Here is a 24,033-nt window from a genome sequence, read left to right as displayed (position 1 = left end):
GCGCACCCTCCGACCGCCCCCGAGAAGGGTTTGAGCGACTCCGATGACGCCCCACACAGACGACGGCCCCCTCGTCGACGACATCGCGGCCCGCATCCGCGCGCGGATCATGAACGGTGAGCTGGCGATCGGCAAGCCGCTGCGCCAGGCGGCGCTGGCCGCCGAGTTCGGGGTCAGCCGCACTCCGGTGCGCGAGGCGCTGCGGCAACTGCAGAACGGCGGGCTGATCGAGATGCAGCCCCATCGGGGCGCCGTGGTCCGGGTGCCCGCACCGTGGGAGGTGCGCCAGGCGTACGAGGTCCGCGCCGAGCTGGAGGGACTGGCTGCCCGACGCGCCGCCTCCCGCATCACGGAGCGTCAGCTTGCGGCACTGCGCGAGCACAACGCCGTCCTGCGCGAGGCCGCGGAGCGGGCCGCCGGCGAGGAGAGCGCGGGAAGCCCGGCCACCACGGCCGCCAACGACTGCTTCCACACCGTAGTCTGCGAGGCGGCCGACAACCCCTGGCTGAGCCGGATGATCGGCCGGATCAACGAGAGCTTTCCGCGCAATGTCTCCTCCCTCGCCCTCGCCCACGACGAACGCCACCGGCAGCACAACATCCGCGAGCACGAGGCGATCATCGACGCGCTGACCGCCCGGGACGCCGACCGTGCCGACGAGGTCATGCGCGACCACGTCATCAGCTCCGGCGAACATCTGACGGCCTGGTACGAGCGCCGTTCGCAGACCGTCTTCCACGGCTGAGACATCCGTACGCCACCCGCCGGCGACTCTCACCGGGCCCCACCCGTGAACAGGCGGGCCGGAGACAGGAAGTCCAGATCCGGGCGGGTGGTGCCGCACACGAGGTCGGCCAGCGCCGCGCCGATCGCCGGTCCGAACTTGAAACCGTGCCCGGAGCAGGCCGACGCCACCAGCACCCGCGCCGCGCCCGGCACCTCGCCGACCACGAAGCGCCGGTCGGCCGTCATCGTGTAGAGGCACGTCAGGCTCTCGGTCACCGGGCCCGCACCGGGCAGCACCTGGGCCACCGCCTCGGTGAGCAGGGCGAGTTCCGCGCCGGTCGCCGGCGGACGGGCGGCGTCCGGATCCCAGGCCGGGCCGGTGTCCAGCCCGGCCTTGAGACCGCGACCGTCGGCCGCGGGGAACCCGTACAGCAGTCCCTGCGGCAGGTCCACGGAGAAGCTGCCGAGACCGGAGGGTCCCAGCGGGCCGGTGGGGTCGGCGGCGAAGTACGCGTTGACGATGCGCGTGACCGTCAGATGTGAGGTGAGTGAGGGGACTTGGGCCGCCGTCCAGGGGCCCGTGCACAACACCAGGTGCCGCGTGCGCAGTTCGCCGACGGCGGTGCGTACGACGATCTGGTCGCCGTTCGGTTCCCAGCCGACGACCGGTGTCCGGTCCAGGATCGCGGCGCCTGCCCGTGCGGCCAGCGTGAGTTGGGCTCGTAGCGTTTCCCGCGCGTCGATGATCCCGGCCCGTGGATCGTGCACCGCGCCGAAGCCCGCGGGCAGCCGAAGCCCCGGGAAGATCAGCGCCGCCTCCTCGGGGCCGACCTCCCGGCAGCCGGGGCCGCGCAGTGGATCGGGCCGGTCCAGCGGGGCCGCGTACAACCCGCCGGTGACGTCGATCAGTTGCCTCTGCGCGGCGTCCTCCAGCTCCGCCCATGCCCGGTAGGCGGTGTCCACCAGGCCGTCCCAGTCGGGGTGGGGATAGGCCCGCCGGATCATCCGGGTGGCCCCGTGCGAGGACCCCAGGTCGTGGCCCAGCGCGTACCGCTCCAGCCCCAGTACGTCGAGTCCGCGCACGGCCAGCCGGTGCAGGGCGGCGCTGCCGTGCACGCCGAGGCCGACGACGATCGCGTCATGGCACGGCGAGCCGCTGCGCGCGGCGGGCGACGCGGGAGTGGGAGCAGGAGCGGCCGTGGGGGTCGCGGGTGCCGGAACGGCTGCTGCGGCGGTGGGGACGACGGGAGCGGTGGGAGCAGCGGCGGTGTCGGGGTTCGTGGTTGCGAGGGGGACGGTGGTTGCGGTGGGAGCGACGGCGGTGGTGGGCGACGCGGACCCCGTCCCCGACGGGAAGGCGGCCGGGCGGTCGGACGTGGTCGCCGCGCCCCGCGAGGTCACCCCGTACCGCTGGACGATCTCGCCCGCCGCCTCGACCAGGGCGTCCAGGTCGGACCGGTCGTTGTAGACGTGGACCGAGGCCCGGACCACCTCGGTCAGCCCCCGGGGATCCATGTCCCAGCGGCCGTGCCCCGCCGGCACCGCGACAAGGTGGACCCGGCGGCGGGCGAGTTCGCGCTGAACGTCGGCGGCGTCGAGCCCGTCGATGACGAAGGTGACGATGGCGCCGCCCGCGGCGGGCGGGTCGGTGACGCGTACGCCCGGCAGTTCCGCGAGGCGCTCGCGCAGGCCGACGGCAAGCGTCGACAGGTACCGGGAGACGGCGTCCACACCCAGGGCGCCGGCGTCGGCCAGGGCGGCCCCCAGGCCGAGCCGCAGGGCGTGCGCGGCCTCCCACAGCTCGAACCGCTTGGCGTCCGGCACCAGTTCCCAGCTCCGCTCGGCGGTCCACCGGGCGCCGCGGATGTCGGGGGCGTCCGGGGCGAGCCGGTCCAGGAGCGGGCGGCGGACCGCGAGCAGGCCCGTGCCGCGTGGGGCGCGCAGGAATTTGCGGCCGGTCCCGATGAGCAGATCGCAGCCAATGGCACTGATGTCCACGGGCAGTTGGCCGAGCGACTGCGTGGCGTCCAGGAGGAACGGCACTCCGTGGGCCGTGGTCAACGTCCCGATTCCGGCGACGGGTTCGACCAGACCGGACGAGGTCGGCACATGGGCCGCGGTGACCAGGGCGGCCGGACCGGCACGCAGCGCCGCCTCCAGTGCCTCCAGGTCCACCGCGCCGTCGGGGCCGTTCGGCAGCAGTTCGACCCGGACGCCGTGGTCGCGTTCGGCCGACAGCAGGTGCAGGGCGCTGCTGACATAACTGGAGCGGGCGGCCAGCACCCGGTCGCCGGGGCGCAGCCGTAGCGCGGACACGGCGCGTTGCCAGCCGGCCGTAGCGCTCTCGACGAGGGCGACCTCCTCCGGCGCGGCGCCGAGGAGTGCGGCGGTACGCGCGTAGACGGCCTCCAGGGCGGGGGCGGCCTGCTTGGCGGCTTCGTAGCCGCCGGACAGGCTCTCGGCGCGCAGATGATCGATGACCGCTTCGACGGTGCCGGACGCGAGCAGGGCCGCACCGGCGGCGTTGAAGTGATGGCCGGTGACGCAGCCCGGGGTGCGGGCGCGCTCGGCCGCGACATCCAGCGCGCGGGGAGTCAGGGGAAGGGCCGGAGGCATGGCGGTACCGGTCGTCAAGGGGGCGCTCACAGGGCGATCGTGATGCTCTTGAGCTCGGTGAACCCGTCGACGGCGGCGTCGCCGAGGTCCCTGCCGAGGCCGGACTGCTTCATTCCGCCGAAGGCCACGGCGGGATCGAACTCGTTGTACGTGTTGACCCACACGGTGCCGGCCTCCAGCGCGGCGGCCGTGCGGTGGGCGCGTCGCAGACTTTCGGTCCAGACACCCGCGGCGAGCCCGTAGTCGCTGTCGTTGGCCAGGGCGATCGCCTCCTCCTCGGTGTCGAAGGGGATGACCGTGGCGACCGGGCCGAAGATCTCCTCCCGGGCGATCCGCATGCCGGGGGTGACCTCGGTGAACACCGTCGGCCGCACGAACCAGCCGGGACCGGGCAGCGGTTCGCCGCCCACGGCCACCTCGGCTCCCTCGGCGCGGCCCAGCTCGACATAGCCGGTCACCCGGTCGTACTGCTCCTGCGACACCAGAGGACCGATGTTGATCCCGCCCTCCAGGCCCGGACCGATCCGCAGCGCCTCCACCACGGGGACCAGCCGTTCGAGGAACTCCTTGACGACCGTGCGCTCGACCAGCAGGCGGCTCCCCGCGGTGCACATCTGCCCGGAGTGCCCGAACACCGCTCGGACCGACGCCGGTACGGCGGCGTCCAGATCGGCGTCGGCGAAGACGATGTTGGGGGACTTGCCGCCCAGCTCGAGGGTCAGCCGCTTCACGGACGGTGCCGCCGCGGCCATGATCAGCCGCCCCACCTCGGTGGACCCGGTGAAGGACACCTTGGCGACGTCGGGGTGGCCGACCAGTTCCGCCCCCGTACGCCCGTCACCGGTCAGCACGTTGACCACGCCCTCGGGCACGCCCGCCTCCAGACACAGCGCGGCCAGCCGCAGCGCGGTGAGCGGGGTCTGCTCGGCCGGTTTCACGACGACCGTGCAGCCCGCGGCCAGGGCAGGGGCGATCTTCCAGGCGGCGATCATGAAGGGGAAGTTCCACGGCAGTACGGCGGCGACCACGCCGACCGGTTCGCGCACGCTGTAGACATGCCGGTCGGGACCGGCGGCGTGCACGGTGCCCGCCAGCCGGGTCGGGGTGCCGGCGAAGTGGCGGATGGCCTGGAGGCCGAGGTCCACATCGCCACGGGCCCGCTCGATCGCCTTGCCGTTGTCCAGGGTGTCCAGGACCGCCAGTTGCTCGGCGTCGCGCTCCACCAGGTCGGCGAGGCGCAGCAGCACGTCACGGCGCCGTCGGGGTGGCAGCCCGCGCCAGCGCCGGTCGCGGTGCGCGGCGGTGGCGGCGGCGACCGCGGCGACCACTTCCTCGGGTCCGGCCTGGGCGATGGTGGTGAGCTGTTCACGGGTGGCGGGGTCAAGCACCGGGATCCGCCGCGGCGAGGTACCCGTGGTCCATTCGCCGCCGATGAGCATGGGCTCGCAGTCCGGCAGCCGGGGGAGAGCGGTGGTGGGGTCCAAGGGGTTCTCCTTCTGGGTCGGGTCGCTCGCGTCGTTCACGCACGTCCGCCGGGCCGGTGGGCCGGATCGGGCCACGGCTCACGGACCGCCGCGGAAACGGCCCGGGCGGTGGTCAGGACGCAGCGGTCGAACTCCGCGCCGCCATGCTTCGGGTTGGCGTCGGTCACGTCCCTGCCCCACACGCCGGTCTCACTGACCTGGTCCATGCGGTAGTCCCAGAAGGAGTCGACGTCGACGTGGGAGGTGGCCCGGTCCATCCGCACGAGCTCCGGAGCCAGGTGCAACATGACCGAGGTCTCGAAGAAGTTGGCGTGCATCAGCGCCCGCCCGTAGGTGACGTGCCCGTCGACTTCCGGCCCTGGGTACATCGTCACGTATCCCAACGCCCGTACCCGTGCGTCGCGATGACGGACTCTCAGTTTCTCCGCCGAGACGTCGAGCGCGCCGTTGTTCCAGATGTGTCCGTTGAGCAGGATGAACTGCCGTACCCCCGAGGCGTACAGCGAGTCGATGACGTCCTCGACGACGGCGATCATGGTCTCCGGGCGCAGCGCCACCGTACCGGCGAAGTCGCCGTGCGACGCGGACACCCCGAAGCTGAGGGGAGGCAGGACGGGCACACCGGTCAGGGCGGAGACTCCGTGCGCGACCGCCTCACAGATCCGGGTGTCCACAGCCAGGGGCAGATGCGGGCCGTGCTGCTCGGTGGCGCCCACGGGGATGATGACCGCGTCCTGGCGGCCGGCCGTGGTCTCGGCCTCCGTCCAGGTGAGCTCTTCCCACAGCAGGGGGGCTCCGGTCCCGCCGAGCTGCGCGGCGAGTTCCGCGAGGTCCAGGCCCGTCGGTACGGTCCGTCCGGACATGTGTTTCCTCTCCTCGGGGCCGGCGGCGCTCACCACCGGCGTCGGCTTTTCTCGGGCAGCAGGTCGAGGGCGCGCAGCGGGACGGGTTCGTTCCCGTCGACGGTGGTGACCCACACGGTGGCGTCCGGGCAGTAGTCGCTGATCAGTTCACGGCACACCCCGCACGGAGCGATGATCCGGAACTGGCCGGCCGGTTTGATCTGCACCGAGACGATCGACGCGATGTCCAGCGCCGCGTCGGTCGGCAATGTGCCCCGAGCGGTTCCCATGGCGACCCCCTCGGCGCAGATCGAACTGCGCCGGCAGGACCCCTCCACATGGACGCCCGTGTGGATGCGGCCGTCCGCGGTCCGCAGCGCGGTCGCCACCTCGTGCCGACCCGGCTGCCAGACCCGGGCCAGCAAGTTCTGTGCGAGGGCGAGGAGTTCGGCGTCGTCCGCGCTCATCGACGGCGGGGCGAGCACGGACCTGACGTCGGCCGCGCTCACGCGGGCAGCCCCAGCAGGCGGGCCATGTTGCCGCCTTCGATCAGCGCCCGGTCCTTCTCGTCCTCGACCGCCTTCGCGATCTTCATGCGTTCCAGGTCGAAGTCGGAGCCGGGCCACTCGCTGCCCATCAGGATCTTCTCGGGCCCCAGCCGCGCATAGGCGCGCTTCACATCGCTCATCAGGGTCGCCGACGTCTCCAGGTACACGTGCGGCTGTCGTTCGGCCACGATGATCGCCTCCGGCACGTTCCACACCGCCCCCATGTGCGCGATGATCGTGGGCACTCGGGGATGGTCGCGGGCGATCTCCTCGATGGCCAGCGGCGCGCAGAACGCGTCGTCGAGGGCGTTGACCAGGACCAGCAGACCGCGCCGGGCGCAGGCCTCGAACACCGGGTCCAGAAGTCCGTGGTCGGCGACGTGGTAGCCGTGCAGGCTCGGGTGCAGCTTCAGGCCGACCAGGCCGGCGTCGGCCATCCGGTCGATCTCGTCGATCGCGTCGTCGGCCTGTGGCAGTACCTGCCCGAAGCCGAAGAAGCGGTCCGGGTGCGCGGCGACCAGGGAGCTGATGAAGTCGTTCTCGATGCGCTGGGCGAGCGAGCACACCATCGCCATGTCCACCCCGGCGGCGTCCATCCGGTCGAGGATGCGACGGGGCTCGAACGGCGTGTACGGCGGTGGGGCCTGGCCCTTGCGTGCCCCGGTCAGGTAGTCCGACCTGCCCCGGACGTCCTGCGTGGTGTTGTAGGCGTCGATGATCAATGCGTTTCGTCCTTACTCGCTGGACATCGGACGGGACATCGGACGGGACATCAACTGGAGGCCAGGGGGAGATGGCAGCGCACGGTCCGCCCCGGCGCGATCTCACGCAGCTCGGGTCGGCTCGTACGGCACTCGTCCGTGGCGATGGGGCACCGGGTACGGAACAGACAGCCCGAGGGCGGATGCGCCGGGTCGGGCAACTCGCCCTCCAACACCCGCTGTTCGCGCTGCTCGCCGGGCCGCAGCGCCGGTACGGAGGACAGCAGTGCCCGGCTGTAGGGGTGCGCGGGCGCGGAGAAGAAGTCGTCCCGGGAAGCGACCTCGATGATCTGCCCCAAGTACATGACGGCGATCCGGTCGGCGATGTGCCGGACCACGCCCAGGTCGTGCGAGATGAACAGCATCGTCAGACCCCGGTCACGGACCAGGTCCGACAGCAGGTTCAGCACCTGGGCCTGGATCGACACGTCCAGCGCGGAGACGGCCTCGTCGGCCACGACGAACCGCGGCGAGGACGCGAGCGCCCGGGCGATGCCGATGCGCTGGCGCTGCCCACCGGAGAACTCGTGCGGCCTGCGCGCCCCGGCCTCGGCGCCGAGACCGACTAGGTCGAGCAGTTCGGCCACGGCCCGCACGGCCTCGGCGCGCGTGGCGCCGCGCGCCCGCAGCAGCGGTTCGGCGACGATGTCGGCGATCCTGCGGCGTGGATTGAGCGAACCGAACGGGTCCTGGAAGACCATCTGCAACTCGGCCCGGGTACGGCGCAACCGCCGTCCGCGCAGCCGGGTGAGGTCGGAGCCGGCGAACTCGATCCGGCCCGCGGACGGTTCGATCACCCGGAGCAGGGCCCGGCCGAGCGTGGACTTTCCGCAGCCCGACTCGCCGACCAGGCCGAGGGTCTCGCCCTGGAGGATCTCGAGGTCCACGTCCCGCAGCGCCGGGACCCGGCCACCTGCCCGTCCCGGGTACTCGACCCGTAGTTGCCGTGCGGTGATGAGTGCGGCGGCGGTCATGCGCTGCCTCCCTGGGAGCGGGCCGCGGCACGCGCCGGGCCGGGCAGTACGCAGGCGTCGACGTGCCCGTCGTCGCCGTGCCGCCGAAGCAGGGCCGGACGTTCGTCGCACGCGTCGTGGACGAACGGACACCGCGGCGCGAACGCGCAGCCGGACGGTCGGTCCACGCCGGTCAGCGGACTGCCGGCGATGGTGGGCAGCCGTCGTACGACCGGACCGTCGATCGGCGGTACGGAACCCAGCAGCCCCATCGTGTACGGGTGCTGGGGGCGGAACAGCACCTCCTCGCGCAGTCCCTGCTCCACGATCCGGCCCGCGTACATGACGGCCACCCGGTCGGCGACCTCGGCCACGACCCCCAGGTCGTGGGTGATCAGCAGCACGGAGGTGCCGTGATCGCGCTGGACGCGCTTGAGGACCGCGAGGACCTGGGCCTGGATGGTGACGTCCAGCGCGGTGGTGGGCTCGTCGGCGATCAGTACGGCGGGGTCGTTGGCCAGGCCCATGGCGATCATCACGCGCTGGCGCATGCCGCCGGACAACTGGTGCGGGTAGGCCCGCGCCGCGCGCTGCGGGCCGGCGATCCCGACCTCGCCGAGCAGTTCCACGGCGCGGCTTCGTGCCTGCTCGCGCGGCACGTCGCGGTGGGCGCGGATCATCTCGGAGACCTGGGCGCCCGCCCGGTGCAGCGGGTTGAGGGCGGCCAGCGCGTCCTGGAAGACGACCGCGATGTCCTTGCCGCGGATCTTGCGCAGCTCTCGCTCCGAGGCGGCGGCCAAGTCGCTTCCACCGAAGGCCACTTCCCCGCTGATGTGGGTGCGCGGACCGCGGTTCAGGCCGACCAGGCTCATCGCCAGGGCGGACTTGCCGGACCCCGACTCACCGACCAGCGCCAGGAGTTCGCCCTGCCGCAGGGTCAGATCCACGCCGTCCACGGCCGGCAGGCGGCCCGCCGGTACGTCGAACCCCACGCGCAGGTCGCGGATGTCCAGCACGGTTGCGGGCGTGACACGCTCGGGGGCGTGTTCGAGCGCAGCCGTCATGAGCTCACGGCCACCGCGGCCGTGTGGATCAGGTCGGCGACGCGCTGCGGCCACACGAGCGTCGTGTAGTGGCTTCCGGGCACGTGCTCGACGGTGGCTTTCATCCGGCCGGCCATGTCCCGCTGGGTCTCGGGGCGCAGGGTGCGGTCGTCGTCGGCGACCAGGTACCAGCTGGGCAGGGTGCGCCAGGCGGGCACCCCGCTGGGCTGGGTGAAGATGAGGTTCTCCGCCTTGCGGCCCTCGGCCTCCACCACGGCCCGCTGCTCGGCGGAGAGGTCGGGTCCGATCTCGGCCCAGAACTCCGGGCCGGGCTCGGACTTCCAGTCGCCGTTCGGACCGCGCCGCATGTACTTGGAGATCTCGGCCTCTTCGTACCGTTCGACGATCTCGTTGACCGTCTCGCCCTCGTCGGGCCCGAACGCGGCGATGTAGACGAGGCCCTTGACCCGCGGGTGGCGGCCGACGTTGCTGATGACCGCGCCACCGTAGGAGTGCCCGGCCAGCAGTACGGGCCCGGCTGTCTCCGCGACGGCTTTCGCGGTGTGGGCGACGTCGTCCTCCAGCGAGGTCATCGGGTTGGTGACGGTGAACAGCCGGTGACCGAGGGCGGTGAGCAGGGGCTCCACCGCCGACCAGGTCGTCGGCCGTCCGCCGGCGCCGTGGACCAGCACGATGTCCATGCGGCTCATCCTTTCCGTATGCGCGGGTCGAGGACCGTGTAGAGCAGGTCCACCGCGTGGTTGACCAGGGTGAACAGGAGGGCGATGGCGAGAGCGGCGCCCTGTACGACGGGGTAGTCGCGCTGGAGGACGCCCTGCACCAGCAGCCGGCCGACGCCCGCGTACGAGAAGACCGTCTCGGTGATCACCGAGCCGCCCAGCAGGGAGCCGAACTGGAGCCCCAGCACCGTCACGATGGGCAGCCAGGCGTTGCGCAGCACATGACGACGGATCACCGCTCCTTCGCCGAGGCCCTTCATACGCGCGGTGCGTACGAAGTCGTCGCCGAGCACCTCCAGGACCGAGGCGCGCACGATGCGGGTGATGAACCCGGCCATCGACAGCGCCAGCGTGACGGCGGGCAGGATCAGGTGCTCGATCCAGGGCCACACCAGCTCGGGGCGGTTCTGCAGGATCGCGTCCAGCAGGACGAAGTTGGTGGTCGGGTGGTAGTCGAGCGAGCTGGGCAGTCGGCCAAGGACCGGCAGCCAGCGCAGCCACACGCCGAACACGACGATGGCGAGCACACCGAGCGCGAACCAGGGCAGCGAGAAGCTCACCGTGGCCACGACCCGGGTCGAGGTGTCGATCCAACTGCCCTTGCGCAGTGCGGCGTTCACCCCGGTGGCGACTCCGAGCAGGACCGCGATCGTCATCGCCGCGAGGGTCAGCTCGATCGTCGCTGGGAGAGCGTCCCCGAGCAGGCCGAGCACGCTGTTGGAACCGAAGAACGAGTCCCCCAGCCGTAGATGGACGAGGTCGTTCAGGAAATCGCCGTACTGCGTGAGCAGTGGCTGGTCCAGCCCGAGTGCCTTGGTGACGCGTTCCTCGTTCGCGGACACCTCGACGGCGGACAGGTCGCCGCCGCCCGCCGAGAGCGAGGTCGCGGGTGAGCCGGGCAGCAGGCGTATCGCGAGGAACACCAGGGTGGCCAGTGCGAACAACACGACGGGGATGACCGCGAGTCGCCGTACCACCAACAGGGCGGTGTCCGTGGCCCACTTCGGCAGTTGAATCGGGGGTGCGCCGGTGGACGTACTCATGCCGTCCCCCGCGGATCGAGCGCGTCGCGCAGGTCGTCGCCCACGAAGTTGCAGGCGACGACGAACAGCAGGGTGAGCGTCGCGGGCAGGACGACCAACCGGGGCGCCGAGTAGAGGAACTCCTGTCCCGCTTGGACCATGTATCCCCAGTCGGGCGTCGGCGGTTGGATGCCCAGGCCGATGTAGGACAGTCCGGCGGCGAAGCCGGCCGCGATCGACAGCGTCATGACGACCTGGGCGAGCATCGGTCCGGCGATGTTCGGCAGCAGTTCCCGCACGAGGATGCGCGCGGTGCGCGTGCCGCCCAGCCGACAGGCGACGACGTAGTCGCGGGCCGCTTCACGCGCCGTCAGCGCGCGGGCCAGCCGTGCCAGGCCGGGCGCGAGGGAGACGCCGATGCCGACGATCAGGCTGACCGTGCCGGGCCCGGCGGCCGCCACCAGCAGGATGACGAGCAGGATGGAGGGGAAGGCCAGGGCCAGGTCCACGAGCCGCATCAGGGCCTGCTCGACGACACCGCCCGCATACCCGGCGACGAGCCCGATTGCGGTGCCCACGACGGCGGCCAGCGCGGTCGCCGCGAACGACACCAGCAGCAGGGGGCGCGCCCCGTGCACCAGCCGGGCCAGCTCGTCGCGGCCCAGGTCGTCCGTGCCGAGCGGATGACCCGGGGAGCCGAACGGCAACAGCGCCGACGGGGTCTGGCGCAGCGGGTCGGACTGGACGAGGAGGGGGCCGACGGCGGCGACGAGGAGTACGGCGGCCAGGACGAGCCAGGACAGCACGGCCGGCCAGGACCGGGCGAGCCGACGGCGGTGCAGGGCGACCCTGACGGACGACCGGCCCGCGCCTGTGGCGCCTGCCGCGAACGTCGCGTCAGACACTGGCCTTCTCCATGTAACACCGGTGGTTGGCCAGCGCGCTGGTGTTCATGTCCTTCACCTGCGAGCCACTGACGACGAGGTTGGTGAAGCAGGCCAGCATCGACAGCACCATGTACTCCTCCGCCCAGCGCCGCTGGATCTTGGTGTAGGCGGCGGTGCGCTTCTTGCCGTCCGGGAGGTTCTTGGCCGCGAACAGGTCGTCCGCGAGCGAGTCGACGCCGTCGAGGGTGTCCATGCCGGTGATCTTGGAGCCGTAGATGCCGGTGGGGCCGGCCATGGCGCCGACCATGTCGTTGGCGTCGGGGACGTACGTGTTGCGTTCCCAGATCATCAGGTCGTGGTACTCGTCGTCCGGGTCGAGGAGGCGGCTGAAGTACGTGGCCGGGTCGACGGAGGTGGTCTTCACCTTGAATCCGACGTCGGTCAGGTTCTGGGCGATGATCTGTGCGGCCTTCGGGTGCCACGAGTCACTGGCCGCCATGATCCGGATCGTGCGGCCTTCGGCACCGGCCTCGGCGACGAGCCGCTTCGCCTGGGCGGCGTTCTGGGTGCTGAGGTCGGCGAGCGCGGTGTCGTAGCCGTTCTGGGCGGGCGGGATGGTGTAGCCCTTCGGCTCGCTGCCCATGCCGAAGAACGCCTGGCTGAGGATGGCCTTGCGGTCGACAGCGAGGTTGATGGCCTTGCGCACCTTGAGCTCGGGGATGCGCCGGGCGTCGATCATCATGATCGCGTCGGCGTTGTGCGGGGTGTCGTAGACGGTGACCGAGTCGTCGCCCCGCAGCTGGTCGGCCGCGGAGTACGGCGTGAACTGGGTCGCCGACACGTCGCCGCTGAGCAGCGAGCTGACGATGGCCGACGGGTCCTGGACCTGACGCAGCACCAGCCGGTCGATGGGTGGTCTGCCGAGCCGGAAGCCGTCGAAGGCCTCCAGGGTGATGGCCTGGCCGGAGGTGGCGGAGGAGAAGGCGAAAGGGCCGGTGCCGACGAGGTGCTTGCCGATGTCGGCGCCGTACTTCTCCAGGGCGGCCTTGGAGATGATGCGGCCGCCGATGTCGGACAGTCGGCCGAGCACGGTCCGGTCGGGCTGCTTGAGGACCATCTTCACGGTGAGGTCGTCCTCGGCGGTCAGCGAGGCGACGTTCGTGCCGAGGCTCGCCAGCGGCCGGGTGCCGCCCTTGGGGAGGGTCTTGTCCTCGGGGTCGAACTGCCGGCCGAGGCTCGCCAGGACGTCGGCGGAGGTCAGGGTCGTGCCGTCGTGGAACTTGACGCCTTCGCGCAGGGTGAAGGTGTAGGTCAGCAGGTCGTCGGAGATTTTCCAGCTCTCGGCGAGGTCGGGCGTGGGCTCGTTGGTGTCGAAGGAGATGAAGGTCAGTCCACGGCAGATGCAGTCGACGGCCATCCAGTCGCCCAGCGAGGTGTAGAAGGCCGGGTCGTTGACGGCGCTGGTGGCGTCGACGGCGAGGGTCAGGGTGCCGCCCGCGCCGCTTCCCCGGGCGTCGTCGGCCGCGGCGCCGCAGGCGCTCAGCAGGGTGGGGAGCCCGAAGCCGACTCCCACTCCGAGGAGCCCGGCGCCCCGGAGCATGGTGCGGCGCGAGACCTCGGACGGGGTGGAGCCGGGCGGGAGCGATCCAGGGGACTGGTCCGGCATGTGGGCCTCCTTGGGCACCGATCCTCGGATAATGGATCTAATGTGTGCTGGATTGGATCCAAAAATATGCTCAGCGGTAACGAAATCGTCCTCGTGTCCCGGGAGTTAAAGGCGTGTGAACCGGCGCTGCATCAACTTGGGCCAGACAACAGGGTCATGACCGGGGATCAGTTCGTATCCGCGCTCGGCGGCGATGCGCTTGAGTCGACGGATGTTCTGTACGGTCTGCTCCGCATCGACCCCGATGAAGGCACCGATGGGTCGCTCGTGCTCGATGTTCTCGGTGAGGTCGGCGGCGTCGAACGCGAACACGAAGCCGCCGCCGTCCGCGAGGTCCACTACGAAGCTCTGGTGTCCCGGGGTGTGTCCGGCGGTCAGTACGGCCGTCACCCCGGGGGCGATCTCCACATCGCCCTCGGCCTGGCGCCAGTCGATGCGGGGATCGTCGAAGTCGACCCGGAAGATCGAGTTGCGCTCCACCTCCGGTCGCCCCGAGAGGCCGTAAGCAAGCTCCGCACGCTGCACATGCACCGGCACCCGGCCCGCGAAGTGCTTCAGCCCGCCCGCGTGGTCCGCGTGCAGATGGCTGACGGCCACCGCCTGGATCGCGTCCATCGCGACGTCGGCCGCGTCGAGGGCTTCTTCCAGCGGCTCGCCGGGGCCCGGCAGGACGGGCCGGTAGGCAGGGGAACCGTAGAAGCGGCGTCGCAGCGAAGGGTCCCTGATCAGTGCCGTGTTGAAGCCGGTGTCGAGCAGCACCCAGCCGCCGTCGCACTCCAGGAGAACCGCGGGTACCGGTTCGCGCAGCCGCTCCTCGTACGGGGCGCCGTGCACGGAGACCGACTTGGGGAGTTCCTCCCAGCCGAGCAGCAGCGGCACGATCCGCCGCACGCCGCGCCGTGTCACGAGTGGTCCGGATGGGGGCGCAGGCGCATGGGCATGGTCTGATCGGGACCTTTCCGGAGAGTCGGCCTTCGAGGATCCACAGTCTAGGTATTTGGATCCAATAAGTGGTTGCAGGGAAGTAAACAAGCTGCGGATCGCGGAAGTGGACACGGTCTCGGCCCAACAGGCACTGTCGGGCACGAGATCGACGTCGACGTCGTCCGGCCCGTTCGACTCATAAGTCGGCCTTATGAGGTCATAGATCGACCCCGCCTACCGACTTAGGTTTGCCTTAGTTTAGGCTTCCGGGCGAGTCCCCCTGTCGCCCCTCGAAGGGAACCTGATCATGCCTCGCCCTCTGCGGGTAGCCATTGTCGGAGCCGGCCCCGCCGGAATCTACGCCGCCGACGCGCTGCTGAAGTCCGCAGTGGCCATCGAGCCCGGTGTGTCCATCGACCTCTTCGAGCGGATGCCGGCCCCGTTCGGCCTGATCCGCTACGGCGTCGCCCCCGACCACCCGCGGATCAAGGGCATCGTCAAGGCCCTGAACCAGGTGCTCGACAAGCCTCAGGTCCGCCTCTTCGGCAACGTCGACTACCCGGGCGACATCAACCTGGACGACCTGCGTGCCTTCTACGACGCGGTGATCTTCTCCACGGGCGCGACGGCCGACCGGGCGCTCGACATACCCGGCATCGACCTCGACGGCTCCTACGGCGCGGCGGACTTCGTCTCCTGGTACGACGGGCACCCGGACGTGCCGCGCACCTGGCCGCTCGAAGCGGAGAAGGTGGCCGTCCTCGGCGTCGGCAATGTCGCCCTCGACGTGGCACGCATCCTGGCCAAGACCGCGGACGAGTTGCTGCCGACGGAGATCCCGCCGAACGTCTACGACGGCCTCAAGGCCAACAAGGCGCTGGAGGTCCACGTCTTCGGCCGCCGTGGCCCGGCGCAGGCGAAGTTCAGCCCGATGGAGCTGCGGGAGCTGGACCACTCCCCGAACATCGAGGTCATCGTCGACCCCGAGGACATCGACTACGACGAGGGCTCGATCGCGGCCCGGCGCGGCGAGAAGCAGACCGACATGGTCGCCAAGACCCTGGAGAACTGGGCCATCCGCGACGTCGGCAACCGTCCGCACAAGCTGTTCCTGCACTTCTTCGAGTCGCCGAACGAGATCCTCGGCGAGGACGGCAAGGTCGTCGGCCTGCGCACCGAGCGCACCGCCCTCGACGGCACCGGCAACGTCAAGGGCACCGGCGAGTTCAAGGACTGGGACTTCGGCGCCGTGTACCGCGCCGTCGGTTACCTGTCCGACAAGCTTCCCAAGCTGCCCTGGGACGTCGAGTCGGGCACGGTCCCCGACAAGGGCGGCCGGGTGATCGAGGAGACCGGCGAGCACCTGCAGTCCACGTACGTCACCGGCTGGATCCGGCGCGGACCGGTGGGTCTGATCGGCCACACCAAGGGCGACGCCAACGAGACGGTCGCCAACCTGTTGGACGACCACGCGAACAGCCGTCTGCACACCCCCACCTCGCCCGACCCGGAGGCCGTGGACGCGTTCCTCAGCGAGCGGAACGTCCGCTTCACCACATGGGACGGCTGGTACCGGCTGGACGCGGCGGAGAAGGCGCTGGGCGAACCCCAGGGCCGCGAGCGGGTGAAGCTCGTCGAGCGTGAGGACATGCTCAAGGCAAGCGGCGCCTAGGGCCTGTCCGGCGGATCAGGTCGCAGACGCGGGGTCTGGTGCGCCCATCTGCGGCGTTGTCGTCGGTTGCCGACGCTCCGCGTCGTCGCCCTCCTCCGCCTTGCAGCTGGACGCACCAGACCCCGCTCACCTGGGCTATCAGGCGCCGTTGCTTCCCTGCGACCTGATCCGCCGGACAGGCCCTAGCCCCCCAGACTCCTCCCCGGGGCAGGCGTCACGAACCGGAGCAGGCGTCACGAGCCTTTGAGCGTACGCAGGACCGCATGGGGGAGTGGGGCCGCCGGGTCCGGGACGGCGCCGTTCCCCGTCCCCACGGGTCCGGCGCGGCGGGGCCGCCTCCGCTGTCGGTGGCCCCGGTCTTCCGGGATCGACGATCCCGGCGCCGGCTCGCCGCCACGAGAGAGCGCACCCCCGAACCGATGGTGTAGCGGGTTACACCATCGGCTCGGCGGCGATCTTCCGGACCAAGGTCGATTACCTTGTGGACGTCGACGCGTGGGCCGAGCGCGTCGACGCGCTCGGCCTTGCACCCGCCGCCCACAACCGGGCGCCGGGCGGATCGCTCACGAGGGAGATGACGTACGCAGGTGAACCACACCCCTGTCATCCGCAACCCGGTCCTGCCGGGATCACATCCGGATCCGTCAGTGCTGCGCGTCGACCATGACTTCTATCTGGCCACCTCGACGTTCGAGTGGTACCCGGGCGTCCGGCTGCACACCTCCCGGGACCTGGTGCACTGGCGGCCGTTGGGCGGCGCGCTCGACAGCGGCGCACTGCTGGACCTGACGGGCTGTCCGGACTCGGGCGGTGTCTGGGCCCCGAACCTGAGCCATGCCGACGGCCTGTTCCACCTCGTCTACGCCAACGTGTCGACGTACGCCGGCGGCTTCACCGACTGCCCCAACCACCTGGTGACCGCGCCCTCGATCGACGGGCCGTGGTCCGAACCGGTCCTGCTGCACTCACGCGGGTTCGACGCCTCCCTCTTCCACGACGGTGCCGACAGCTGGCTGCTCAACCTGGTCCACGACTGGCGCCCCGGACACGGAGGCTCGGCCGGGCTGGAAGCCACCCGCTACGACCGCACCGCCCGCCGCCTGGTCGGTGAGCCCGTCACCATCGCGCTGGCGCCCGGGGCCGGCTGGATCGAGGGCCCCAACCTCTACCGCCGTGGATCGTGGTACTACCTGATCACCGCGGACGGCGGCACGGGATACCAGCACCAGGTCACGGTGGCCCGCTCCCGTTCACTGGCCGGGCCCTACGAACGCGACCCGCACGGTCCGCTGCTCACCGCGCTCGACCACCCCGCACTGCCCCTGCAGAAGGCCGGACACGGCAGTCTCGTACGGACGGCATCCGGCCAGTGGTACCTCGCCTACCTCGCCGCCCGGCCCATCGGCACACACGGTCCCTGCGTGCTGGGCCGGGAGACCGCGCTGGCTCCCGTGACCTGGACGCGCGACGGCTGGCCGCGCATCGAAACCGGCCTGCCCCAACTGCACGTACCCGGCCCGGACCTGGCCCCCGCGGCAGAGGATGGGCAGTGGCCGGAGGACACGGGACGGGATGCTCACGAACCCGAAGGAGCCGAGGACGGCTTCGAGCTCTGCGAGCTCGGCCCGCACTGGTCGACCCTGCGTCGCCCCGCGTCGCCCGACTGGCTCTCGCTGACAGAGCGTCCTTCGCATCTACGGGTGCGCGGAGGCCGTTCGCCGCGGAGTCTGGTCGGCCCGAGCCTGGTGGCCCGCAGAGTGACCGCCGCGCGCTGCTCCTTCGAGGCCGTGATGGAGTACCAGCCGCGCGGATTTCAGCACCTGGCCGGGATCACGGCGTACTACAACACCCGGAACTGGTACTTCCTGTACGTCACCGCGGACGACGACGGCAGTGCCGTGGTCCGCCTGGCCACCTGCGACCGGGGCCGCACCACGGTCGACGCCGCACACCAGGCAGTGGTCGAAGACGCCGCACGCGTGCGCCTCGGGCTGGACTTCGAGGGACCGGTCCTGAGTTTCCGCCTTCACACAGACACGGGCTGGCAGCCCTTCGGTCCCCCGCTCGACGCGACCGTGCTGTCCGACGAGAACGCCGAGGAGTTCGACGGGGACGAGATCCGCTCCCTCGGCTTCACCGGCGCGTTCGTCGGCATGTGGGTGTGGGATCTCAACGGTCACGGCCACCATGCGGACTTCGATCAGGCCAGCTACATCTCGCGGGAGAGCGTCGATTCAGTCGTCCATAGTTCGACGCATGGGTGAGAGCAGGGACAAGGAAAACCCAAGGGGTACAGCCATGCCCAAGCTGCGCTTACACAACCTCACCGCGCTCCGGCGGGACCGGGTCCCGGGGCGCCCGCGCGCAGCCCGTCCATGACGAGGTCCAGGAGTCGGGCGGCGCGGGTCTGCCAGTCGCCGTGCGGGTCGATCTGCCACAGACCGGCGATGGCGAGGACGAAGTCGTCGGAGGTGAATCCCGGGCGGATGGTGCCCGCCTCCTCGTTCGCCTTCAGCAGGAGCGTGACGGCCGACTGGATCGGACCGTGTCCCAGTCCGGTCAGGGTGCCGCGCGCGGCGGTGGCGGTGGTGGACGTGCGCAACGCGTCGGCCAGGCCCGCCTTGGCCATGGCGTACTGGGCGAGGCGGGCCATCCACTCCCGCAGGGCCTGGTCCGGCGCGCGGGTCTCCAGCAGTTGGGCCGCGGTGTCGGCGACCTGCTGCATCTCGTAGCGGTAGACCTCCAGGACGAGCGCCTCGCGGTTGGGGAAGTTGCGGTAGAACGTGCCCTGTCCGACGCCCGCCTTCTTCGCGATGACGCTGAGCGGGATGTCCGCCGTTTGTGTCAGTTCCACCAGGGCCACTTCGAGGATGCGCTCACGATTGCGTTGTGCGTCCGAGCGCAGGGGGGCTTCCTTCTTCTGCCGCACTCGTCCTCCATCCGGATCGACGGCCGGAATCCTGCGGGACCCGAAGGCTCCTGCCGGAATCCCGTGGAGCTCCTGTCGGAATCATGGCTGGGCCGCCCTTGCTAAGCGGACAGCTGTCCGTTAGGTTCATTGATAACGGACAGCTGTCCGCTTAGAGCTCACTCTAGCGGTTGGGGCGTTCCGTGTAGATGGCCGGAACTGATCGCCGACCGCATTCTCCCGCACCGTGCAGATTTTTAGGCCGCATCTCCCGTTCGACTTCGACGCGCACCGCAAACGCGAAAGAAGGCTGACCATGGCCCCATCGACGTCCAGTGCCATCACCCTGAACATCAATGGCGAGAAGCACACGCTGCCCGTCGACCATCGCACCACCCTCCTCGACGCGCTGCGCGAGCATCTCGATCTCACCGGTACCAAGAAGGGCTGTGATCAGGGCCAGTGCGGCGCCTGCACGGTGCTGCTCGACGGGCGCCGGGCCGTCTCCTGTCTGCAACTCGCGGTCGCCGCCGAGGGCCGCGTGATCACCACCATCGAAGGCGTGGCCGACGGTGAGCGGCTGCATCCCGTCCAGCAGGCCTTCCTCGATCTCGACGGCTACCAGTGCGGCTACTGCACACCGGGGCAGATCTGTTCGGCCCTCGGGGTGATCGAGGAGCACGCGGCGGGCTGGCCGAGCGCCGTCACCGACGATGTCCGGCCCGAAGCGGGACCGCCACCGCTCACCGCCGAGGAGATCCGCGAGCGGATGAGCGGCAACCTGTGCCGCTGTGGCGCGTATGTGTCGATCGTCCAGGCCGTGGCGCAAGCGGCGCAGACACAGATGGCCGATGCTGAGGAGACGGGGGCATGAGGGAGTTCGGCTACGAGCGCGCTGTCGACGTGTCCGGCGCGGTCGCCCTGCTGGGCGCCGACCCCGACGCGCGCTGTCTCGGTGGCGGTACCAATCTCGTCGACCTGATGAAGAGCGGGGTGGAGCGGCCCGCCCTCCTCGTCGACGTACGCGAACTTCCCCTTGACCGGGTCGAGTCCATGAAGGGCGGCGGGCTGCGGATCGGCGCGACCGTGACCAACAGCGACCTCGCCGCCCATCCCGAAGTCCGGCGTCACTACCCGGCGTTGACACAGGCCGTCCTGGCCGGTGCCTCCGGGCAGCTGCGCAACATGGCCACGGTCGGCGGAAACCTGCTCCAGCGCACCCGCTGCGGCTACTTCACCGACCTGGCGAAGCCCTGCAACAAGCGTGTCCCCGGCAGCGGTTGCCCCGCTGTCGAGGGCGAACACCACAACCACGCCGTCCTCGGGGCCTCCGCGCACTGCGTGGCCACGCACCCCTCGGACATGGCCGTGGCACTCACCGCCTTCGACGCCGTGGTGCGGTACGAAACGGTGGACGGTCCGGGCGAGTTGCCGCTCGCGGAGTTCTATCTGCCGGTGGGTGACACTCCCCATGCGGAGACCGCCCTGCCGCCGGGCGCGCTGATCACCGGCGTCACCCTGCCGGCCGCCCCGGTCGCCGCCCACTCCCGCTACCGCAAGGTGCGCGAGCGCGCCTCGTACGCGTTCGCGATCGGCTCGATCGCCGCCGCGCTCGACGTCCAGGACGGTGTCGTGCGCGAAGTGCGCCTCGCCTTCGGGGCGGTGGCGTCCCGGCCGTGGCGGGCCCGGGCGGCCGAGCGGGAGCTGACCGGGGGACCGGCGAGCGCCGAGGCCTTCGCCGCCGCCGCGGACGCCGAACTGGCGGCCGCGAAGACGCTGCCCCACAACGGATACAAGGTGCCCCTCATGCGCAATCTCGTCGTGGCGACGCTGACCGAACTCGCAGCGGAGGCCGCCCGATGACCTCCACGACAACGACCACGGTGACGAAAGCCGTCGGCACGGCGCGCACCCGGGTGGAGGGCCGCGAGAAGGTCACCGGCGCGGCCCGTTACGCGGGCGAGGTCCCCTACCCCGAACTCGCCCACGGCTGGCTGGTGTTGTCCACCGTGGCCCGCGGACGCATCCGCGCGATCGAGTCCGCCCCGGTCCTCGCGATGCCCGGAGTCCTCGCCGTCCTGCACCACGAGAACGCCCCGCGCCTGAACGGGAACTACATGAATCCCATCGGGCAGCCCGACCCGATCGCCCAGGTCTTCCAGCACGACCGGGTGCCGTACGCCGGCTGGCCGGTGGCGCTGGTCGTCGCCGAAACCCCCGAGCAGGCGCGGGAGGCCGCCGAGGCACTCGTCGTCCAGTACGACGCGGAGCCGCACGACGTCGCGTTCCACCCCGGGCGCCCCGACAGCTACACGACGGAGAGCGCCCCCGCCGTCCAGAAGGGGGATCTGGAGGCCGAACTCGCCGCCTCCGCCTTCGTCGTGGACGCGCGGTACAGCACCCCGGAGGAGCACCACAGCCCGATGGAGCCGCACGCCGCGATGGCGCGCTGGGACGGTGGCCGCCTGGAGGTCGTCGACTCCAACCAGGGCAGCCGGTTCGTGGCGGACGAGCTCGCGAACCTCTTCTCCCTCGACCCGCAGTCGGTGCGGGTGCGCTCCGAGCACGTCGGTGGCGGCTTCGGATCGAAGTCCACCCGCCCCCACTCGGTCCTCGCCGCCATGGCGGCCACGGTCCTCCAGCGCCCCGTACGCGTCGTACTGACCCGCCGTCAGATGTTCTCGCTCGTCGGCTACCGAAGCCCCACCGCCCAGCGGGTCAGGCTCGGTGCCGACGCCGACGGCCGACTGCGCGCGTTCGACCACCAGGCGGACAGCCTCACCTCGACGGTCCATGAGTTCGTCGAGCGGAGCGCCGAGTACGGGCGGGCGATGTACGCCGCCGACGCACACCACTCGGTCAGCCGCGTCGTACGGCTCGACGTGCCGACCCCGAGCTGGATGCGCGCCCCGGGCGAGGCACCGGGTTCCTTCGCGCTGGAGTCCGCGCTCGACGAACTCGCCGAGAAGTGCGGCATCGACCCGATCGCGCTGCGTGCCCGCAACGAACCGGATGTCGGGCCCGTCTCCGGGCTGCCGTTCAGCAGCCGCAAGCTGCTCGCGTGCTTCCAGGAGGGGGCCGACAGGTTCGGCTGGGCGGACCGCGACCCGCGTCCCGGCATCCGCCGCGAAGGGCGCTGGCTGCTGGGGACCGGTACGGCCGCGTCCACCTTCCCGACGCTGTCCGCCCCGTCCACGGCGGCCGTGACGGCCGAGGCGGACGGCACCTTCACCGTACGGATCACCGCGGCGGACATCGGGACCGGGGCGCGGACCGCGCTGACCGTGATTGCCGCGGACGCGCTGGAGGTGGAGCCGGAGCGGATCCGGATGCGGATCGCGGACAGCGACTTCGGCTTCGCGATGATCGCCGGCGGCTCGATGGGCACCCGTTCCTGGGGCTGGGCGATCAGGGTCGCGGCAAGTGAGCTACGCGAGCGGCTCGCCCTGGGCGGCGCGATTGCGCCGGAGGGGATCACCACACGGTCGGACACCTCCCAGGCCGTCGGCGCGCTGACGCAGAAGGAACGGCACGCCTTCGGGGCGCAGTTCGCCGAGGTCGCCGTGGATGTCACCAGCGGGGAGGTGCGGGTGCGGCGGATGCTCGGCATCTTCGCCGCGGGCCGGATCGTCAACCCGCTGACCGCACGCGGGCAGTTCGTCGGCGGGATGGTCTGGGGCCTGTCGATGGCGCTGCACGAGGAGGCGGTCAGGGACCGGGCCACGGGTGGCCATGTCGGCGCCGACCTGGCCGGTTACCACTTCGCCGCCCATGCCGACGTACCGCACATCGAGGCGGACTGGGTGGACGACCCGGACCCGGACGACCCGGTCGGCATCAAGGGCATCGGCGAGATCGGAGTCGTCGGAGCCGCGGCGGCGGTCGCCAACGCGGTCTGGCACGCGACCGGCGTACGCCACCGGAACCTGCCGATCCGCCCCGACCGCGTGCTGCTCGCGGGTACGGACCTCGCGGGCGTGGACGGAGACCGGGATGCTTGACATCGCCGACGAGCTGCATCGGTGGGTCGAGGAGGGCCGGGACTTCGCCGTCGCCACCGTCGTGAGCGTCGGCGGCAGCGCGCCGCGCGGTCCCGGGGCTGCCCTGGCGGTCGACAGCCGCGGCACGGCCATCGGCTCGGTCTCCGGCGGTTGCGTGGAAGGCGCTGTGTACGACCGTTGCGTCCAGGCACTCGAGGACGGCCGGACGGTGCTCGAACGATTCGGCTACAGCGACGAGGACGCCTTCGCGGTGGGGTTGACCTGCGGCGGGGTCATCGAGGTCCTGGTCACGCCGGTGGGCGCGAACGCGCCGGGCCGGCCGACGTTCGCGGCGGCGCTGTCGGCCGCGTCCCGGGGAGCGGCGGCGGCCGTCGCCCGGGTGGCCCGAGGTCCGGTGGAACTGCTCGGCAGGGCGCTGCTCGTCCACCCCGACGGGTCGTACGAAGGAGACCTGGGCGGCCACCCGGACCTGGACCGGGTGGCGGTGGACGAGGCCCGCGCGCTGCTCGCCATGGGCCGCACCGGCACCGTGGACGTCTCGGAGGACGGTGCGCGCTGCCCGGGGGGCCTGACACTGTTCGTCGAGTCGAGCGTGCCGCCGCCCCGCATGATCGTCTTCGGTGCCGTCGACTTCGCCACGGCGCTGGTACGCGTGGGCAAGTTCCTCGGCTACCAGGTGACCGTCTGCGACGCCCGCCCCGTCTTCGCCACCCGGGCCCGCTTCCCCGAAGCCGACGAGATCGTGGTCGACTGGCCGCACCGCTACCTCCGGCGCACCGGGACCGACGACCGCACGGTCCTGTGCGTGCTCACCCACGACGCCAAGTTCGACGTACCGCTGCTGGAGGTGGCTCTGCGGATGCCGGTGGCGTTCGTCGGCGCCATGGGCTCGCACCGCACTCACCGGGACCGGGACCGCCGACTGCGCGAAGTCGGGCTCACCGAGCGGGAGTTGGCCCGCCTCAGATCCCCGATCGGGCTCGACCTCGGTGCCCGTACGCCCGAGGAGACCGCCCTGTCCATCGCCGCGGAGATCGTCGCGGTGCGAGAGGGTGGAACGGGTGCGCCGCTGACCGGCTCCCGGACACCCATTCACCGTGACAAGGGTGGCCGGGGGACCGAAGGGGTCGGGACGCGGGAGGCCGCCTGACTTCTGCGCGACGGATCCCGAACGGTCGTTCTGGTGATACCGCCGGTCACCCGCCGGTCGGCGCGGGCCGGGAGGTCGGGGAGGCGTGGT

General features: G+C 71.2%; 20 protein-coding genes. 7 read left to right on the top strand and 13 right to left on the bottom strand.

The window, feature by feature from the left end:
• Positions 1-43 precede the first annotated feature (43 nt).
• Positions 44-745 (top strand): GntR family transcriptional regulator, encoded by a 702-nt coding sequence (locus AB0D57_RS15670; RefSeq protein ID WP_362071987.1) that lies wholly within the window; start codon positions 44-46, stop codon positions 743-745.
• Positions 746-774: 29 nt separating this feature from the next.
• On the opposite strand, the gene solA is transcribed toward AB0D57_RS15670, so the two are convergent.
• From solA to AB0D57_RS15610, 12 genes are all read right to left on the bottom strand, one after another.
• The gene (solA, locus tag AB0D57_RS15665) at positions 775-3,372 is read right to left on the bottom strand and encodes an N-methyl-L-tryptophan oxidase (RefSeq protein ID WP_362071985.1); all 2,598 of its coding nucleotides are present in this window, start codon (positions 3,370-3,372) and stop codon (positions 775-777) included.
• Entirely contained in the window at positions 3,369-4,826 is a 1,458-nt protein-coding gene (locus tag AB0D57_RS15660; RefSeq protein WP_362071983.1) for an aldehyde dehydrogenase family protein, read from the bottom strand. Before AB0D57_RS15660 ends, solA begins: the two co-directional genes overlap by 4 nt.
• A gap of 35 nt (positions 4,827-4,861) precedes the next feature.
• A complete protein-coding gene (locus AB0D57_RS15655) occupies positions 4,862-5,689 on the bottom strand; it encodes a creatininase family protein (RefSeq protein WP_362071981.1) in 828 nt (275 codons plus the stop codon).
• 29 nt (positions 5,690-5,718) lie between these two features.
• Positions 5,719-6,177: a cytidine deaminase gene (locus AB0D57_RS15650; RefSeq protein WP_362071979.1), complete on the bottom strand. Its 459-nt coding sequence runs from the start codon at positions 6,175-6,177 to the stop codon at positions 5,719-5,721.
• Complete coding sequence (locus AB0D57_RS15645) at positions 6,174-6,938, bottom strand: amidohydrolase family protein (RefSeq protein ID WP_362071977.1); 765 nt, start codon at positions 6,936-6,938, stop codon at positions 6,174-6,176. Before AB0D57_RS15645 ends, AB0D57_RS15650 begins: the two co-directional genes overlap by 4 nt.
• A gap of 50 nt (positions 6,939-6,988) precedes the next feature.
• A complete protein-coding gene (locus AB0D57_RS15640) occupies positions 6,989-7,951 on the bottom strand; it encodes an oligopeptide/dipeptide ABC transporter ATP-binding protein (protein ID WP_362071975.1) in 963 nt (320 codons plus the stop codon).
• Positions 7,948-8,994: an ABC transporter ATP-binding protein gene (locus tag AB0D57_RS15635; RefSeq protein ID WP_362071973.1), complete on the bottom strand. Its 1,047-nt coding sequence runs from the start codon at positions 8,992-8,994 to the stop codon at positions 7,948-7,950. Before AB0D57_RS15635 ends, AB0D57_RS15640 begins: the two co-directional genes overlap by 4 nt.
• The gene (locus AB0D57_RS15630; RefSeq protein WP_362071971.1) at positions 8,991-9,674 is read right to left on the bottom strand and encodes an alpha/beta hydrolase; all 684 of its coding nucleotides are present in this window, start codon (positions 9,672-9,674) and stop codon (positions 8,991-8,993) included. Before AB0D57_RS15630 ends, AB0D57_RS15635 begins: the two co-directional genes overlap by 4 nt.
• Before the next feature lie 5 nt (positions 9,675-9,679).
• A complete protein-coding gene (locus tag AB0D57_RS15625) occupies positions 9,680-10,756 on the bottom strand; it encodes an ABC transporter permease (protein WP_362071969.1) in 1,077 nt (358 codons plus the stop codon).
• Positions 10,753-11,640 (bottom strand): ABC transporter permease, encoded by an 888-nt coding sequence (locus AB0D57_RS15620; RefSeq protein WP_362071967.1) that lies wholly within the window; start codon positions 11,638-11,640, stop codon positions 10,753-10,755. Before AB0D57_RS15620 ends, AB0D57_RS15625 begins: the two co-directional genes overlap by 4 nt.
• Positions 11,633-13,288 carry an ABC transporter substrate-binding protein gene (locus AB0D57_RS15615; protein WP_362071965.1) on the bottom strand — a complete coding sequence of 552 codons (1,656 nt, stop codon included), beginning with the start codon at positions 13,286-13,288 and terminating at the stop codon, positions 11,633-11,635. The genes AB0D57_RS15620 and AB0D57_RS15615 overlap by 8 nt, the downstream gene beginning before the upstream one ends.
• A gap of 105 nt (positions 13,289-13,393) precedes the next feature.
• Positions 13,394-14,194 (bottom strand): N-acyl homoserine lactonase family protein, encoded by an 801-nt coding sequence (locus AB0D57_RS15610; RefSeq protein ID WP_362071963.1) that lies wholly within the window; start codon positions 14,192-14,194, stop codon positions 13,394-13,396.
• A gap of 325 nt (positions 14,195-14,519) precedes the next feature.
• Between AB0D57_RS15610 and AB0D57_RS15605 the strand changes: the two genes are divergently transcribed.
• Positions 14,520-15,884 (top strand): FAD-dependent oxidoreductase, encoded by a 1,365-nt coding sequence (locus AB0D57_RS15605; RefSeq protein ID WP_362071961.1) that lies wholly within the window; start codon positions 14,520-14,522, stop codon positions 15,882-15,884.
• A gap of 587 nt (positions 15,885-16,471) precedes the next feature.
• Complete coding sequence (locus AB0D57_RS15600; RefSeq protein ID WP_362071959.1) at positions 16,472-18,148, top strand: family 43 glycosylhydrolase; 1,677 nt, start codon at positions 16,472-16,474, stop codon at positions 18,146-18,148.
• Between the two features lie 59 nt (positions 18,149-18,207).
• Here AB0D57_RS15600 and AB0D57_RS15595 read toward each other — a convergent pair whose 3' ends face one another.
• Positions 18,208-18,813, bottom strand: coding sequence for a TetR/AcrR family transcriptional regulator (locus tag AB0D57_RS15595; RefSeq protein ID WP_362071957.1), 606 nt, complete (start codon positions 18,811-18,813; stop codon positions 18,208-18,210).
• Positions 18,814-19,108: 295 nt separating this feature from the next.
• Here AB0D57_RS15595 and AB0D57_RS15590 point away from each other — a divergent pair, with 295 nt between their 5' ends.
• Genes AB0D57_RS15590 through AB0D57_RS15575 form a run of 4 tightly spaced genes read left to right on the top strand, consistent with a single transcriptional unit; the run spans position 19,109 to position 23,943 of the window.
• Positions 19,109-19,666: a 2Fe-2S iron-sulfur cluster-binding protein gene (locus AB0D57_RS15590; RefSeq protein WP_362071955.1), complete on the top strand. Its 558-nt coding sequence runs from the start codon at positions 19,109-19,111 to the stop codon at positions 19,664-19,666.
• On the top strand, positions 19,663-20,655 hold the full coding sequence (locus tag AB0D57_RS15585; protein WP_362071953.1) for a xanthine dehydrogenase family protein subunit M: 993 nt from the start codon (positions 19,663-19,665) through the stop codon (positions 20,653-20,655). Before AB0D57_RS15590 ends, AB0D57_RS15585 begins: the two co-directional genes overlap by 4 nt.
• The gene (locus tag AB0D57_RS15580) at positions 20,652-22,793 is read left to right on the top strand and encodes a xanthine dehydrogenase family protein molybdopterin-binding subunit (protein WP_362071951.1); all 2,142 of its coding nucleotides are present in this window, start codon (positions 20,652-20,654) and stop codon (positions 22,791-22,793) included. Before AB0D57_RS15585 ends, AB0D57_RS15580 begins: the two co-directional genes overlap by 4 nt.
• A complete protein-coding gene (locus AB0D57_RS15575; RefSeq protein WP_362071949.1) occupies positions 22,786-23,943 on the top strand; it encodes an XdhC/CoxI family protein in 1,158 nt (385 codons plus the stop codon). The genes AB0D57_RS15580 and AB0D57_RS15575 overlap by 8 nt, the downstream gene beginning before the upstream one ends.
• Positions 23,944-24,033: the final 90 nt, after the last annotated feature.

This window comes from Streptomyces sp. NPDC048275 (genome assembly GCF_040652275.1).
Lineage (GTDB): Bacteria > Actinomycetota > Actinomycetes > Streptomycetales > Streptomycetaceae > Streptomyces.
This window is presented reverse-complemented; position numbering and strand designations above follow the sequence as displayed.

Coding starts and splice junctions, on each gene's coding strand:
- AB0D57_RS15580 (WP_362071951.1), top strand. CDS start 20,652: ATGACCTCCACGACAACGACCACGGTGACGAAAGCCGTCGGCACGGCG.
- AB0D57_RS15640 (WP_362071975.1), bottom strand. CDS start 7,951: ATGACCGCCGCCGCACTCATCACCGCACGGCAACTACGGGTCGAGTAC.
- AB0D57_RS15630 (WP_362071971.1), bottom strand. CDS start 9,674: ATGGACATCGTGCTGGTCCACGGCGCCGGCGGACGGCCGACGACCTGG.
- AB0D57_RS15605 (WP_362071961.1), top strand. CDS start 14,520: ATGCCTCGCCCTCTGCGGGTAGCCATTGTCGGAGCCGGCCCCGCCGGA.
- AB0D57_RS15615 (WP_362071965.1), bottom strand. CDS start 13,288: ATGCCGGACCAGTCCCCTGGATCGCTCCCGCCCGGCTCCACCCCGTCC.
- AB0D57_RS15590 (WP_362071955.1), top strand. CDS start 19,109: ATGGCCCCATCGACGTCCAGTGCCATCACCCTGAACATCAATGGCGAG.
- AB0D57_RS15625 (WP_362071969.1), bottom strand. CDS start 10,756: ATGAGTACGTCCACCGGCGCACCCCCGATTCAACTGCCGAAGTGGGCC.
- AB0D57_RS15585 (WP_362071953.1), top strand. CDS start 19,663: ATGAGGGAGTTCGGCTACGAGCGCGCTGTCGACGTGTCCGGCGCGGTC.
- AB0D57_RS15635 (WP_362071973.1), bottom strand. CDS start 8,994: ATGACGGCTGCGCTCGAACACGCCCCCGAGCGTGTCACGCCCGCAACC.
- AB0D57_RS15670 (WP_362071987.1), top strand. CDS start 44: ATGACGCCCCACACAGACGACGGCCCCCTCGTCGACGACATCGCGGCC.
- AB0D57_RS15655 (WP_362071981.1), bottom strand. CDS start 5,689: ATGTCCGGACGGACCGTACCGACGGGCCTGGACCTCGCGGAACTCGCC.
- AB0D57_RS15575 (WP_362071949.1), top strand. CDS start 22,786: ATGCTTGACATCGCCGACGAGCTGCATCGGTGGGTCGAGGAGGGCCGG.